Source organism: Helicobacter felis ATCC 49179 (assembly GCF_000200595.1).
Taxonomy (GTDB): Bacteria; Campylobacterota; Campylobacteria; order Campylobacterales; family Helicobacteraceae; genus Helicobacter; species Helicobacter felis.
In genome coordinates, this window is the sequence record NC_014810.2 from 137,148 (window position 1) to 152,071 (window position 14,924).

At 44.6% G+C, this 14,924-nt stretch carries 13 protein-coding genes; 2 read left to right on the top strand and 11 right to left on the bottom strand.

All coding sequences use genetic code 11. The annotated features are described in order from the left end of the window. Window positions 1–24: 24 nt before the first annotated feature. From HFELIS_RS00770 to hemH, 7 genes are all read right to left on the bottom strand, one after another. Window positions 25–2,610 carry a DNA polymerase gene (locus HFELIS_RS00770; RefSeq protein WP_013468627.1) on the bottom strand — a complete coding sequence of 862 codons (2,586 nt, stop codon included), beginning with the start codon at window positions 2,608–2,610 and terminating at the stop codon, window positions 25–27. Further along, window positions 2,589–3,218, bottom strand: a complete 630-nt coding sequence (thyX, locus tag HFELIS_RS00775) for an FAD-dependent thymidylate synthase (protein ID WP_013468628.1) — start codon at window positions 3,216–3,218, stop codon at window positions 2,589–2,591. Before thyX ends, HFELIS_RS00770 begins: the two co-directional genes overlap by 22 nt. Beyond that, on the bottom strand, window positions 3,218–4,534 hold the full coding sequence (locus HFELIS_RS00780; RefSeq protein ID WP_013468629.1) for a type 1 periplasmic-binding domain-containing protein: 1,317 nt from the start codon (window positions 4,532–4,534) through the stop codon (window positions 3,218–3,220). The genes thyX and HFELIS_RS00780 overlap by 1 nt, the downstream gene beginning before the upstream one ends. After that, complete coding sequence (gene aspA / locus HFELIS_RS00785) at window positions 4,534–5,946, bottom strand: aspartate ammonia-lyase (protein ID WP_013468630.1); 1,413 nt, start codon at window positions 5,944–5,946, stop codon at window positions 4,534–4,536. The genes HFELIS_RS00780 and aspA overlap by 1 nt, the downstream gene beginning before the upstream one ends. A 63-nt stretch (window positions 5,947–6,009) precedes the next feature. Next, the gene (gene ccsA, locus HFELIS_RS00790; protein WP_013468631.1) at window positions 6,010–8,832 is read right to left on the bottom strand and encodes a cytochrome c biogenesis protein CcsA; all 2,823 of its coding nucleotides are present in this window, start codon (window positions 8,830–8,832) and stop codon (window positions 6,010–6,012) included. Next, complete coding sequence (locus tag HFELIS_RS00795; RefSeq protein WP_013468632.1) at window positions 8,822–9,457, bottom strand: SoxW family protein; 636 nt, start codon at window positions 9,455–9,457, stop codon at window positions 8,822–8,824. Before HFELIS_RS00795 ends, ccsA begins: the two co-directional genes overlap by 11 nt. 10 nt (window positions 9,458–9,467) lie before the next feature. Further along, a complete protein-coding gene (gene hemH / locus HFELIS_RS00800) occupies window positions 9,468–10,481 on the bottom strand; it encodes a ferrochelatase (protein WP_013468633.1) in 1,014 nt (337 codons plus the stop codon). A 190-nt stretch (window positions 10,482–10,671) separates the two neighbouring features. On the opposite strand from hemH, the gene HFELIS_RS00805 reads away from it, so the two are divergent. Then, window positions 10,672–11,361 (top strand): 16S rRNA (uracil(1498)-N(3))-methyltransferase, encoded by a 690-nt coding sequence (locus HFELIS_RS00805; RefSeq protein WP_041303021.1) that lies wholly within the window; start codon window positions 10,672–10,674, stop codon window positions 11,359–11,361. Here the strand turns inward: HFELIS_RS00805 and HFELIS_RS00810 are convergent. Continuing rightward, the gene (locus tag HFELIS_RS00810) at window positions 11,358–12,671 is read right to left on the bottom strand and encodes an NCS2 family permease (protein WP_013468635.1); all 1,314 of its coding nucleotides are present in this window, start codon (window positions 12,669–12,671) and stop codon (window positions 11,358–11,360) included. The two genes, HFELIS_RS00805 and HFELIS_RS00810, sit on opposite strands and share 4 nt — an antisense overlap. A 91-nt stretch (window positions 12,672–12,762) precedes the next feature. Here HFELIS_RS00810 and tilS point away from each other — a divergent pair, with 91 nt between their 5' ends. Further along, complete coding sequence (tilS, locus tag HFELIS_RS00815; RefSeq protein ID WP_013468636.1) at window positions 12,763–13,791, top strand: tRNA lysidine(34) synthetase TilS; 1,029 nt, start codon at window positions 12,763–12,765, stop codon at window positions 13,789–13,791. Here the strand turns inward: tilS and ybeY are convergent. The 3 genes from ybeY to HFELIS_RS09020 all read right to left on the bottom strand — a co-directional run bounded on the left by ybeY (window position 13,760) and on the right by HFELIS_RS09020 (window position 14,917). After that, complete coding sequence (gene ybeY, locus HFELIS_RS00820) at window positions 13,760–14,134, bottom strand: rRNA maturation RNase YbeY (RefSeq protein WP_231844200.1); 375 nt, start codon at window positions 14,132–14,134, stop codon at window positions 13,760–13,762. The two genes, tilS and ybeY, sit on opposite strands and share 32 nt — an antisense overlap. A 152-nt stretch (window positions 14,135–14,286) precedes the next feature. Then, on the bottom strand, window positions 14,287–14,748 hold the full coding sequence (locus tag HFELIS_RS00825) for a putative periplasmic lipoprotein (protein ID WP_013468638.1): 462 nt from the start codon (window positions 14,746–14,748) through the stop codon (window positions 14,287–14,289). A gap of 10 nt (window positions 14,749–14,758) precedes the next feature. Then, on the bottom strand, window positions 14,759–14,917 hold the full coding sequence (locus HFELIS_RS09020) for a hypothetical protein (RefSeq protein ID WP_013468639.1): 159 nt from the start codon (window positions 14,915–14,917) through the stop codon (window positions 14,759–14,761). Window positions 14,918–14,924: the final 7 nt, after the last annotated feature.

Genomic DNA, 14,924 nt, shown 5'->3' on the forward strand with positions numbered 1-14,924 from the left:
TTTTAACGCGTTGGTCATATGCTCTTAAGAATCCTTGAGCTCTCCCCAATTAGCACCATAACTTGTATGGCATTCTAAGGGGACTTTGAGCGGGTAGATTCCCTCCATAATGGTTTTAATTTCTAAGGCAATTTGGGATACCTGAGTTTTAGGAACCTCTAAGATAATCTCATCATGGACTTGCACGAGCATTTTTACGCGTGGGTATTTGGCAATGTGCGCATGGATTTTAAGCATGGCTAGTTTAACCAGATCGCTAGCACTGCCTTGAAAAAGGGTGTTGATCCCCTCGCGCAGGTATTCGGCTTGGAGTTTAGGTGTGGCGTTTGTAAAGTCAAAATGGCGTTGGTGCCCTAAAAGAGTGGTGATTTTGCCCTCTTGGAGAATGCGCGCTTTGAGCTGGTCTAAAAAGTCTTTGATCGTGGGAAAGGCGTTAAAATAGCGATCGATATAGTCTTTAGCCTCTTGTTGGCTAATTTTAAGGGTGTCTGCCAAGCGTCTAGGACCCATGCCATAGATGAGCGCAAAATTAATGCTTTTGGCAGCATGGCGTTTGTGTGGATCGTTAAAAAGGGCTAGGGCGGTGTTGAGGTGAATGTCTTGATTTTGCAAGAATGCCTGTATCAAGTGCGTGTCATTGCTAAAGTGCGCCAAGAGTCTTAGCTCAATTTGGGAGTAATCTGCGCCCAGTAAGAGCAGATCGGGCGCGCTGGGGATGAACCCATGGGCAATTTTTTTGCCTAAGGGCGTGCGTATGGGGATGTTTTGCAGGTTGGGGTGGGCAGAACTTAGCCTAGAGCTCGCAGTAGTGTGCTGGTAAAAAATGGTGTGGATTTTGCCATGTTGGTTTTGAGTGAGCAAGGGCTCTACATAAGTAGATTGGAGCTTGAAGAGTTCGCGATAGCCCAAAAGCGCGTCTAAAAGCGTAGCGACCTCTACACCTTGCACGCGCGCGCCTTGATAGGTTTCTTGCAAGGCTTTTAGGCTGGCCTCATCGGTGGAAAACCCGGTTTTAATTTTCTTAACCCCCTTAGCCTGCAAGCCCAAATCTTGGTAGAGAAAATGCGCCCATTGCTTGGTGGAATTGACATTGATGTCTGTATGGGCTAGGGCGTGGATTTGATTTTGCAGAGTGTTTAAACTCTGTGCGAACTCCTGTTTTAAGGTTTGAAAATACGCCAAATCTAGGCTAAAGCCCTGCGCTTGCATCTCTAGCAAAATCGCTAGTAAAGGGTATTCCAATTCGCGGGCGAGTTGCAGGAGATCGGGGCTTAGAGTGTCTTTGTAGTGCGTGTAAGCCCTAGCGATGAGGCGGGTATTGCTCTCCATCTGCGCGGCATTTAAAGGCGCGTGGGGCTTACTGCTAAAGCTCTCCAAGCTAAATAGCCTTCCTAATGCGCTCATTTGAGGTTCGAGACTGGAATTGTGTAGCCATGCTAGCAGGGCGACATCTTCATAATGCGTGGGCAGGTCAAGCTGGTAGCGTTGTTTAAAATATAAAAAGAGTTCTTTAATCTGGTAACCTACCAACTTGCATGCATAAAGTCTTTGCACACACGCAGGGGCTTGTGGGTCATGTAAATCTAGGAGCATAAAAGAGCTAACGGGTTCTAACCCTAAAATTCCTAGTGTTGTGCTCTGCAAGTCCAGATAGAGAGCGCATGTAGATAGTTGATTTAGAATTTCTAAAGTGGGCGGAGTGGTGTGCTGTGGGGGCAAAATAGGGGTGGTTTTAGGGATATATGTGGGCGTGATTTGCTTCAAGAGCGCAAACATTTCATAATGCTCAAGCGCATCTGCAATGCGCAATAAGGGGTTTTCTTGAGGAAAAGGCTTTAGGGTAGGTGGGTGGTTAAAAAGACCGCTTTCTAATTTAGCCAATCTGCGGCTTAAAAATGCTTGTTCTTTATCTCTTAAGAGCGCATGCTGGATTTTAGCCGGGAGTTTGGGATTTGTAATACTCGTTGTCTCTAGGGCATAGTATAGATTCTCTAAAGTGCTAAAAGCTTGGATGAGTTTAGTCCCATAAATGGGACCCACCCCCTCCACACCTTTATAGCCATCGCTACTATCTCCCACCAAGCCCTGATATTCTATAAACTGGTGCGGATAAATGCCGTATTTTTCTAGGCATTCCTCTATGCCTTTAAGCGTATTGCTACTAGGGTCGCATAGGAGCACGCGCGGGCTTACTAATTGGAAAAAGTCCTTATCCACGCTCAAAATACGCACCTCTGCCTCAGGGAAAACATGGCACAAACTCGCGATCACATCATCGCTCTCATAACCGGGCATGCTAAAAGAATCAAGTCCCATCGCCTCTATCCACTCAAAGATAATAGGAAGTTGTTCCTCAAGTCCGGGGGGCGAGGTGCGGTTGCTTTTATAAGTGGGGCAAAGGGTTTTACGGCGGTTATCCTTGCTCTCTAGGGCAAAGACAAGATGATCGGCTTTGAGTTTATAGACCTGTTGCACCACCCGCACAAATGCGCTCAACCACGCCGTGCTAGTCCCGCTAGAAGTGCGCAAATCCTTTAGATGAAAATAGAACTTGAAAAGAAGGCTAAAGGTATCAACCAAATGGAGCTTCAGCGGGCATCCTTGAGGCATGCGCTAAATAAATACTGGTGATCTTGGGGTAGGGCATCATAGAGTGCAAAGGCGAGTTGCCTAATTTCCCAAAGGGCTTTAGTGTCCGTGCGCAAAGAGAGGAAATTTTGCAAACTACGCGCATTGATACTAAAAGCCAAACTGGTTTTATAGCTCTCTGGCATGGCAAACTTGGCATAGTCATTTTTAACATGGTTGATAATGAGAAGGCGCAGATTTTCTAAAGCCTGCACACTGGCGTGATCCACTGCTTCGACACCTGTAAAGACAAGAAATTTTTGGGCGCGTTCCAAATTTTGCGCATTCAAAGGTAAAAAACTCTCCTGCTTTTTGAGTTCGCTTAAAGTATAACGGCTGGATTTGACCGAAAAGCTTGCCATTCTGTGGCGCGCGAGTTCTTGCAAGCACGCACGACTAATATCTATGATCTCAAAATTATAAAAGAGATGTTCTAGGGTAGAGTTGTGGCGGTATTTATTCGCCACGCGATCGATGAGTTCTAAATCCTTGCGCCCGCCTCCATCGCTGTAGGCAAAACTCTGATAACAGGTGCGGATCGCCTCATAGCAACAATTAAGAGGGGTGGCGTGTTTGAGGATTACTTGCATTATTCTTCTTCCTCATCATTTTGTTCTTCTAATAACAGAGTTGGTTCACTCACAGGGGGGCGATTAAAAGTGATGGGGGTAAAACTCAAATCTTTAGGCGTGTAAATCGTATTGGTGTAAATGACTTGTCCATTTAAGAGAGGCTCAGAAAAATAACGCGCCTGGATGCCATAGGTGCGCACTAACATGTTTTCTAAAGCGTCCACGCTGGTATATCCGATCCAATCATAGGCCAAATTCACGCCTAAAATCGAAGCGTATTGGTCTAAATAGGGGTTGATTTTGCCAATAGCACTGGCAATATAAAGATTACGGCGATCTTTAGGTTGGGTGAGCATGAACAGCGAAAGGTTAAAATTGATCTGTGAGGAGAGCAACATTTGAGGACCTCTGCCTAGCATGCTAATTTGAGAGAGAAGAAGCCCTGTCTTAACCACAGGAGTGTTGAGCATCACGACCGCGTTTTTAAGATATTTGGCTTGAGCTCTTAGTCCAAAAGAAAAACTGCTCGCCTTTTTAAAGGTGATGGTGTCCTCATAAAGCACGGGCGCGCCCAAATCGCGCAAACTCTTAGCCAACATCTCGCCTCTGAAACTATCGTCATTGTAGATCACAAGGGGTTTTCGTTGGCTCAAATCCACCAACATAGCCATTTGCCTAGCAAAATCAATGCCCGCAAAACTCAAAGCAGAGGGGAGATCGATGAGCCATTGGAGTTGGCTTTTATGCACACTAGGAATGATGATTGGCAGAGTGAGAGGGGTTTGGGCGATGAGATTTTGCACACCATTTTGAGTGAGCAAGGCGATAACAAAGGGGAAGTTCTGAGCGGCAATATCTTTATAAGCGCGTTTCAGACTATCAGCATCTTCTTGCCTGCTATCAAAAACTTTAAAAATAAAATTTTGTTCTTTGAGTGCCAAATAGGCCAAAATTGCATTAATGGCCGTATTGCTATATTTGCCCACCACATCTCTGGGCACTAACAAAGCGACCTTGTAGGGAATATCCCCTCTTTTGGACTCCACACCCATCTTTTGAGTTGTGCTAATGGGGCGTGGATTGAGAATATCATTTGTAATGGCGTAATCATCCCTAATTTGGGAATCTTGAGCGTTGAGTTGGACCTCTGAGGTGCGCGCCATAAAAGAAAATATTTGCCCCTCAGCGTAGAGCTTTTTCAAGCAATCGTCATTGCATGGATCAAGAGGCATCACGCTTTGGGTGGCTGGAGGCAGGGGGGAGAGGAGGCGGGGCCGCACTTTTGCGTGCAAACTGAAAGCAAGGGCGGCAAATACAAGAGGCAGGAGCTGCATTAGTCTTTATGCTTTTTAAAAATGTGAGGGCTGACCATGTTTTCTGGTTGGAAAATTTCAGCGAGTTGTTCTTGTGTGAGCAATTTGCGCTCTAGCACAATATCGCGCACGGACTTGCCAGTATCTAGGGCTTCTTTGGCAATGGAGGCGGATTTTTCATAGCCGATATGCGGATTGAGCGCGGTTACAATGCCAATGCTATTAAAGACATAGTCATGGCAGATTTTTTCATTGGCAGTGATCCCATTAATGCATTTCTCTACTAAAGTGCGCATCGCGCGATTCAACATCAAGAAAGAATGGAAGAGTTTATAGGCGATCACGGGTTCAAAGACATTGAGTTGTAATTGCCCGCCCTCAGCTGCCATCGCTACGGCTAAGTCATTACCAATCACCGAAAAACAAACCTGATTGACCACTTCGGGGATAACCGGATTGACCTTGCCGGGCATAATCGAACTACCCGGTTGCATGCGAGGGAGATTGATTTCATTCAAGCCTGCACGCGGTCCAGAGCTCAGTAACCTCAAGTCATTACAGATTTTAGAGAGTTTGATCGCTACGCGTTTGAGCGCGCCACTCACTTGCACATAAGATCCGGTACTCTGGCTTGCCTCAATCAAGTCATGGGCAATAGTAAAGGGTCTGCCTGTAACCTCTTGGATTTTTTTTTCTACAATGCGCTTATAATCGGGGTGGGAGTTAATGCCCGTGCCAATCGCCGTTCCGCCCAAGTTGATCACACGAGTCCAGTTGCGCGCATCTAAGATGTGCTGGATGTCCTTTTCTACCATAGAAACAAAAGTTTCAAATTCTTGACCCAAAGTCATGGGCACAGCGTCCTGAAGTTGGGTGCGCCCCATTTTGAGCACATGGGCAAATTCCTTTGCCTTTTTAGCAAATGCGTCCTTGAGCATTTTTAATACTTGAGTCATGTGATCTAGGCGTTCGTAAATAGCAATTTTGAGCGCGCTAGGGTAGGTGTCGTTAGTGGATTGCGAGCGATTGACATGATCGTTGGGGTGGCAATACTGGTATTCGCCCTTTTTATGCCCCAAATATTCTAGCGCGACATTGGCGATCACCTCGTTCATATTCATGTTGGTGCTTGTGCCCGCCCCGCCTTGAATCATATCCACTACGAATTGATCTTGATATTCTCCATCAATGATCCTATCACATGCGTGGCAGATGGCATCTTTAATCTTAATATCAATCAGACCCAGTTCTGCATTGGCTAAAGCGGCTGCTTTTTTGACTTGCGCAAAGGAGCGGATAAAAATAGGGTAATTGAGCAATCTATCATGGGTGATATTGAAATTCTCCACCGCGCGCATGGTTTGAATTCCATAATAGACGCTATCGTCAATCTCCATTTCGCCGATAAAATCATGCTCTTTTCTAGTTGCCATAATACTCCCTTAGTAAATAGAATGTGTCCTATTGTAGCCATTTAAAATTAATGAGCGTGTATCTCATATCTTAGGCATCACTAATTGGCGTTTCCTGCTAGCCATGGCGATGAGTAGAATTGTGCCCGCCACAAAGAAATACAGAAAACTAGGAATGGGCAGGGGATCGCCAGCGGCATAGCTGTGCATGCCAGAGAGATAGTAATTCACCCCAAAATAAGTCATTAAAATGGAGTAAAACCCAACCACGCTTGCACTTGCAAAAACAAAGGGCATGAACTCAAAGCGTAAAAAGCGCAAGTGCAAGATCACCGCATAGACCGCAATAGAGATGAGCGCCCAAGTTTCCTTAGCATCCCAGCCCCAATACCGCCCCCAAGACTCGTTAGCCCACACACCGCCTAAAAAATTCCCCACACTCAACATTAAAAGTCCCAAAATCATCCCCATCTCATTGATCGCGCTCAAAGAGAGGATCGTATTATCTACATGGGCTCTTTTGGGACTTCTCATGATAAACAAGAGAAGGGTTAAGATTCCCAAAATAAAACACAGACCCAAGAAACCATAGCTAGCCGTGATAATGGAAACATGGATATTGAGCCAATAGGATTTGAGCACGGGCACGAGATTGCCAATTTGGGGGTCCATAAAGCCCAAATGCGCCACAAAGAGCGCGATTCCTCCCAAAAAGCTAGAGGCACATAGGGCTAGATTGGAGCGCAAAATTAATCCGGCGATAATGGCTGCCCAAGAGATATAGAGCATGGACTCGTAAGCGTTACTCCATGGGGAGTGTTGGCTTACATACCAGCGCAATAATAACCCTGCTGTGTGCGCTAAAGCTAGCAACAAAATCACAACATAAAATCCCCAATGCACCCACGCGCGCGGAGGCTTGTTTTTAAAGGTAGCCACCAACACCACGGCGAGCAAGAGCAAACCTAAGAGCAAGTAGGGCAGAGTAAGGGTGTTAAAAAAATTGCTATGGTTTAAAAAGATTTCCGCATTTACTTTGGAGGGCTTGAGGTAGAGAGGGCTGTGTTCTTGTTGGTAAGTGGCTAGAGCCTTGAGGGTCTTGTGTAAATCCTCCCACTTGTTAGAATCCACGCCTGCATCAAAGCCCACAAAAAGCGCGCGCAAAAAATGCTTGGCTTCTTTAGCTAAATTTAAATCTTGGCTTTTGATCGCATCAGCAGGGGAGAGCCAAGTATTCCCGCTTTTATCGGGGAAAATTTTTAAAATCGCCCCACTAAAGATCATATAAACTAAATTCACGCGTTCATCAACATGCAAGACATCTTTATCAAAAGTATCGCGATCTTTGGGGGTTTTTTGGTTGATTTCTTCCACATAGTTTTGTAACTTATAACCATGCGGACCAAAAACATCAATGAAAGCCACCCGCTTTTGACTCTTAGGCACACCTAGAATTTGGCGCAGGCGGGGTGTGGCGACATAGATCATTTTAATACTCTTATAATCATCCGGATAGAGCATCATGCCTAGCAACACTTGAATATTGTCCATCCCCTTAAAGCCATCTTCTTTGGTGATCTTGTGGATGAGGTCCATGCTCAAGGTGTCTAGGGGTTTGATCCGCCCCTCAAAACCTTGAATTTGGAGCTGTTGGAACAATCCTAATTGCCCTTTAGAATGCGCTTTAAGATTTTTCATCCGTTTAATAATAGCGGCATGCAAGAGTTTTGTTTTTCTCTTCTCAAGACTCGCCTTGCCCATATTGTCTAGGGGTGTGGGCGTGCTTTTCCCCCCGTGCATGTCAATAAGACCTTCCTGCGCGCGCAGATGCGCACTTCCTAAAGCTAACATGCCAAGCAAAAAGATCCCGGTGATATTTTGCGCCTTGAGAAACACGGAAAGTTTTTGGAAACGCCCATTGCGCCCCAACAGCAAGGCGATCGCGCCCAAGATCAAGCCCGCATAGCCAATATAGGTGATCATTTTGCCCGGGTCCTTATTGACGGAGAGAATCGTGCCCTTTTCATCGCGATCGTAAGAACTTTGAAAAAAGCGATACCCGCCATAATCCAAGACATGATTCATAAAAATGCGATAGGGTTTGATGAGCGCGCCTTTTGCATCTAAAATTTCTACCTCAGAAGCGTAAGAAGAGGGACTCATGGACCCGGGATAGCGATCTAACTCAAAGCGTTTGAGTTTGAGCGCAAAGGGAAGTTTCTTGGTGGTTACTCCCCAATTGATAGCAATTTGCACGCCCTTAAAATCTGCTAACACATCCTCGCTCACAATCCCACTCCCCCCCACGATTTGATAAGTCTGACTCTGCCCCTCATAGCTAACTTTAAGGGTTAAAAGCGCGCGGTTATCCTTCTTTTGAGTGGTCATTTTGCGCACGCTCAAAGGCTCGATACGCAGAGGTTTTCCATAAACTTCTAAAGTTTGGGTGGGAAGGTGTTTAGAAAAGGGCGAAAGCGCGCTTTTGAGCGCGAAACTTAGAGGTGATGCGCCTTGTTTGGCAATATGGATATTTAAATAGGTGTCTGTGGTGGTGATCGTGTTGCTTGTGGCATCCTCTCTAATATGCATGGTCGCCTCAAAGCCAAAAAAACGCGTGATACCCGCACCTATAATAATGATCACTAAAGCGCTATGAAAAAACAAACTCGCCCATCGTTTTCTTTGTAAGGCCTTAGAGGCGATCATAGATCCTATCACAAGAATAAGCAAATAAGCATGCAAAGCATTAAACCACCAAGTGCGATAGACCACCGCTTGGGCGGCTGGAGTGCCGTAATCATTTTCAATGAAAGTCGCTAGCGCGCAGGCGGTAGCATAAGTGATCATCACCGGGATTGCCGTCCAAAAGGAGGCAAAGAAAAAGTTAAGCAGTGTTTTAAGCCGCATTGAGTTCCCTAGTGCGTTGGCGGATATAATCGCGCAATTTTTCTATAAACTCTTTGTCATTGCTAATTCCTTTGTGCAAACCCTTACCTACAAATTCCAAAACGGCCAAGAATTGTTTGTAGGGCATGTAACCGGGAAGTTCATAAATGGTCTTGCCCTCAGGGTTGGCAAATACGATGGTGGGAGTGGAGTTAACCTCGTAGATTTGGGCTAATTCTGAGGTGGGGAATTTGTATTCCTTGCTTTTTTTGCCTATCCCCACTTTAAAGGCGTGCATTTTAGAATAACTGATATTGATGTAATAAGCACTGTAATGGGCTTTGATAAAATCCTTAAGATTACTATGTTTTTTAATATCCTGTTTAAGCAACTCGCAATAAGAACACCCATTTTTACCAAAGACAAGCAACATATACTTGCCATTAGGTGTGATAAATTTAGTGTCTAAAAACACATCTTCTAGGCCGGCGTAACTTTGTTTGTCTAAATTATTCGCCTCTTCTTGGGCTTCTTTAGAAAAGCCCGTGCCTGAACTGATCATATCCTCATTGATCTCATCGTCCTTAGCCATGCTCACCTGAGTTCCTAAGATCAAACTGAGCAACATTAAAAACACATAACGCATATAAATCCTTTTAGTGAGATAAATTTTCATTGTAATCTTGAGGAGTAAATTCTTGGTTTAATGGAGCGGGGGAAGTGTTTAAAATATCAATGATTGCCCGTGCGAAACTGGATTGATCGTTTAAGCAAGGACACACCAAGTATTCGGGCACTCCCAAGCGCATGGCGTGGAATTTGTATTGAATCTGCAGTTCATAAAGCGTTTCTGAATTATCGATGCTAAAGGCTAGAGGATAAATGATGATTTTATGTTGGCGGTATCTCTCGATCATAGCTTCCGTGCTAGGTTCTAGCCACTTCATGGGCCCCACTTTGGATTGATAGGCCAATACAACCTCTTTAAAGCGTAAAGAGGTGCGCACAAAAGCGCGTTTGAGCAAACTGACATGGTGCAAGCATTCCGCTTGGTAAGGATCGCCTTCTAAAACCACTTTTGTAGGCAGACCATGCACAGAAAAAATGAGCACAAAATCTTTGGCGGGTCGTTTGACAAGGGTGTTGGAAATGGTTTCTAAAATCGCCTGATTATAGAGGGCATGCGTGTAAAACCTCTCAATGCGCGCCATTTGGGGTGTGTAATTGAGAGTTTCAAGAGCCCTCAGGGCATCTTGCATAGAAGAGAGTGTCGTTGTGGTGGAATATTGGGGGTACATAGAAAATAATTTAAGGCGTTCAAAACCCTCAGCCTGCAGAGTTTGAAAAGTATTGCGGGCAAAAGGAGGGGTGTAGCGCATGGCATAAGTGTAATGACGGCTAGGGTCTAGGGCGTTGAGTTTGGCAACAAGTTTTGCGCTCAAAGCGGCAATAGGAGATTTGCCCCCGATACGCTGGTAAATGGCTTGGGACTTTTGCAATCGGTTTTTAGTGATAAAACTAGCCAAGAGCTTGCGCAATTTAGGAGGATTGATAGAGAGAATATAGGGATCATTGAACATATTAGTCAAAAAAAGCGCGACCTCATCTAGGTGATTAGGCCCGCCCATGTTTAATAAAACAACAGCTTCTTTGGGACTAGAGGGCAACACTCGATGATCCTATGTGTCTTGATTAAGATTATAGGGTAGCAAATTCTGAGGTTGGAAAGACCAAAGTAGACATCTTAACTTCTTTTTGATGGAGCTAGTAACTTTAGAAACACTTATACTATGGCAATTACTCTTAGAAATGCCTTATAAAAGAGAATGTGTTAAAATGGGCGCAAAACTTGGAGCGCGCATGCAATTTAGCTACCACCCTAAGGCAGGTGAGTTGGAATTGATTATAGAGGGGGAACTTTACCGCCATTTGTATTTGAGTCGGCGCACCTCAGCACAAACTCTCTTGGCCCTGCGCAACCTCAAAGACAATTATCTTTATTTTTATCAACAAATGGAAATTAATAAGAAATACGCCCGCCTACGCTGTGTCCAAAGCCAAGAAACTCCCCAAACTCCTTTGCATCAAACCCATCTGCTTTGGGCAATCATCGCGCTTAAGAATGTCGAAAAAGTGTTGCCCTATCTAAACCAAATGGGCGTGTGTAAAATTAGTTTTTTCTATGCTGACTACAGCCAAAAAGACCAAAGGCCTGAGCACCACCTAGAGAGATTTGAAAAGATTTTGATTCAATCTAGCCAGCAATGCGGGCGTAGCGATCTGATGGTTTTAGAATTTTTGGAAAATACAGAACAAGCCCTAAAAACCTACCCTAAAGCCGCTGTCATGGATTTGCACGGCACACATAGTAGTGCTTGTTTGCAAGATTTACAACAAGGGGTGATGATTGGTCCTGAGGGGGGCTTTTCTCAAAGAGAAAGAGAGTTATTTGAACTTAGAGAGATTTACAGCACGCCCAACCCCCTCACCCTCACAAGCGAGGGAATGGCTCTTTTATGCGCAGGGTTGGGAAGTCAAAAGGGACTTTAAGCGCGCGCGTCTAAGGCAAACTGCACCGCAAATAAAGCTCCAAAGAGATAGAGCAGGGGGTGGACCTGCTTAAATTTGCCCCGACAAATTTTAATGAGCGGATAAATAATCAAACCAATACCCACTCCATTAGTAATGCTATAAGAAATAGGAATCCAAAAGAGCACAAAGAAAGCGGGCAAGGCTTCTTCTAAGTCCTGCCAATCAATTTCACTTAAATGGCTCATCATCATAAAACCTACAATAATAAGAGCTGGGGAAGTGATGGCCGGCACGCTAGCTAAAGCTTTGGCTAGGGGGGCTAAAAAAAGCAAACAGGCAAAGAGAAAAGCCACCACCACGCAAGTAAAGCCCGTGCGCCCCCCAACACTCACCCCCGCCCCCGATTCGATGTAGGTTGAAGTGGGCGAAGTGCCTGCAAGCGCCCCTATTGCGCTAGCGATCGCATCGGCAGAAAGCGCGCTTTTGGCGTTTAAAAATTTCTCACCTTGCATTAAATTTGCTTGTTGGGCCACTCCGATCATAGTTGCGGTCGTGTCAAAGAGCATCACTAAAAAGAAAGTGAAGATCACCGCACCTAAATCGGGCTTGAGCGCGCCTAGAAGATCCAGTTTAAAAAAAGTGGTGTCGATATGTTTGGGCAATTCAAAGAGATGATCGGGAAGTTTTAAATGCCCTAATAAAAAGGCTAAAAAGGCGGTGATGAGAATGCCTAAGAAAATGGCCGCGCGGACACGATTGACCAATAAAACGATGGTGATAAAAAGACCAATGAGCGACATGTAGGCAATGGGTTGGGAGAAATTGCCCAAAGTGATAATAGTCGCACTAGAAGACTCGACCAAATGCGCATTTTGCATGCCAATGAAGGCGATGAAAAGTCCAATGCCTGCGGTAATACCGGCCTTTAAAGAGGTGGGGATGGATTTAATGAGAGCTTCTCTAAACCCAGTTAAAGAGAGGATTAAAAAAATCACAGAAGCGATAAAAACACTGCCCAATGCGCTATGCCACGCAACCCCCATACCAAGAACCACCACAAAGGCAAAATAGGCGTTCATGCCCATAGAAGGAGCGATAGCGATGGGATAATTAGCCACTAGCCCCATAATCAGAGTGCCCACGACACAAGCCAATAAAGTGGCCACAAACACCCCATCAAAATCCATGCCCGCTTTTTGCAAAATAGCAGGATTAACAATGGCAATATAAGCCATCGTTACAAAGGTGGTCAAACCTGCTAAGGTTTCGACACTAAAAGAGGTGTTGCGCTCTTTAAATTGAAAAAAACGCGCTAAAAACGCTAACATGGGCTTCCCTTATTTTTTTAAGATGAACAAAATGAGCAAGTGGGACAATGGATTGAAAATTCTAGTTGGTAGAAATAAAAATGTGGCTTAAATGCAAATTGTTTTAGAGGAATTGGAGGCTTTGCAAAAAGGGCGGGGGTTATTGGGTTTTTCTGGAGGAGGGGATTCGGTGGCATTGTTTCATCTGCTCTTAGAGCATGGATTAAACTTTGATCTAGCCATTTTTGATCACGGCTTAAGAGAGCAAACGCGTGCAGAGATCGCGCATGCTAAAACTTTGGGCAAACTCTATCAAAAGCGCGTGCATGTGGGGGGAGCAAAACTTAGTGGGGCGAATTTAGAAGCCAAATGCCGTAAGGCGCGCTATGAATTTTTTGAAAATATGATGGACACCTTTAATTACACCCATTTAATCCTAGCCCACCATTTGAACGATAAGCTAGAATGGCTTTTGATGCAACTTGGCAAAGGAGCGAGCTTGCAAACCTTGCTAGGCTTTAGTGCAAGCGAAAAGCGCAAAAACTATCACTTAATCCGCCCCCTTATCTACACGCCCAAGAGTGCCCTTTTAGATTATTTGCACCGCCACAAACTCCGCTATTTTGAGGACAGCACCAACTCAGATTTACACTTTAAGCGCAATTTGATCCGCCACACTCTAGCCACCCCCTTTTTAAATCTGTCCGGAGTTGCAAGCGGGTTAGTGCGCAGTTTTAAAGCCTTAGAACAAGAAAAGCACGCCCTCTATCCGGCCCTAAATTTCCTTGAACTTGAAGGGGGTTTTGTTTTTAAAGCAGGGGGGCAAAATCTCTACTATATCGATCGCTTATTAAAAAAACTAGGTTATCTTTTGAGCTACAAACAACGCCTAGAATTAGAGAAAAGAGGGTTTAATGGGGTGTTTGTCTCTAAAAATAGCCGTTATATTGTTGGACTTGGGGGGGGCTTGGTGTATGTGGTTAAAACCTTTTTGAGCACAATGCCAATTCTGCCTAAAGTCTACAAAGAAGCCTGCAGGCTTTTAAAAATCCCCCCGCTGGTGCGCCCGGCACTTTTTGGCCCTGAATGGACCAGCACCCTAAAAACCCTTAAAGATTTTCAGCGCGCACAATTAAACTAGAGGGTAAATTGAAGACTTGGATCATCTCTTCTTCTAAGGCCCGTTGTTCTCCATTATCTTTTTCGTGATCGTAGCCCAACAAGTGCAAATAACCATGCAAAAATAAGAGTCTGAGTTCATCTAGCAGGCTGTGCCCGCGCTTTTGCGCCTCCATTTGGGCGCATTCCACATTGATCACCACACTGCCTAATAAATTTTGAGCAGGCATCTCAATAGGAAAACTTAGCACATCTGTAGATTTGTCCACTCCCCGGTAATCTCTATTGAGCTCTTGAATGCGCTCTGAATCCACTAAAACCAATTCCACTCCCCCGCTCTTGCCCAAATGCGCCATTAAAGGCATTAAGTCGTTCTCTAAACCTCTAATATTTGCGCGCACCTCATCGATCACATCGATTTGAAACTCCATAAACTGCCTTTAAAGAAAAGCACCATCATAGCGTGATTTTGAGGCATGGATACTAAACCGCTTTTTAAATTTTAACCCTAGAGCTTTTATTTACAAGATTCTATCTCTCCACTTTGAGCGAGTTGTAGAATTTTATGTTGCACCGCCTCAACTTTTTGATTTTCAACCGGACCAAAGGAAGGAGTTTCTAATAATTCTATTTCCTCATCGCTTAGTTGTTTTAAAAACTTTTTGGCAAGACAGACTGCGGTGGATTTGGGCACATTTTGATTGATTAAGGCACGGCTAATCATTTCCTTAGCGTCTTGTTTTCCGATGCATTTTCTAAGGATTTTAGGATCCGGATTGGCTGCTCTCTTGCGTAACAAGGCCTCGTTTTTGAATTCTTCCTCTGTGGCATCGCCTATAATTTTCTCAGCCAAACAAGAACAGGTTTTGTAATCTAGGCCACTGCGCTGGCAACCTCGTATGTAATCCCCAGTCTCACTGCTTCTACCACATCCTGCTAGCAAAAATGCCAAAGGTAATAATACAAAAAGAGATTTCATGAGAACTCCACTAAAAGAATGATTTGAGTAAATGGAATGGCCAAAAAATCGCCATGCCAAAGTCATGACCAATCTCATAAGCACTCGTTCCATAAGAAACAAACACAAATTGATAGATAAACACCAACACCGCGATACCAATATAAAAAGAAACAAGCCCCTCTCTCATGCATTTT